1 protein-coding gene is annotated in these 220 nt (G+C 44.1%); it reads left to right on the forward strand.

The features are described 5' to 3' along the window. Positions 1 to 220 (forward strand): hypothetical protein (locus FS628_RS31125; RefSeq protein WP_145326731.1); only part of this gene is annotated, 220 nt, incomplete at both ends.

The following is a 220-nucleotide window of genomic DNA, read 5'->3' on the forward strand; positions in this document are numbered from 1 at the left end:
TTGGGGAAATTTACGTGAGGGCGTTTGAAGGGATTATTAAGAAATGCGAGGCTTGGAGGGTGATGTGTTGGTATAATTTATTGAATGGAAGATATAGGAGGGAGAAGGAAGATTTGGTAGATGAGATTTTGAGAGAAGAGTGGGGTTATGAAGGTGTTGTTGTATGGGACTGGAGAGGTGTGAATGATGGGATAGGGGGTCTGAAGGGTGGGGTTGATGT

It is taken from the genome of Paenibacillus xylanexedens, assembly GCF_007676705.1.
GTDB lineage: Bacteria > Bacillota > Bacilli > Paenibacillales > Paenibacillaceae > Paenibacillus > Paenibacillus xylanexedens_C.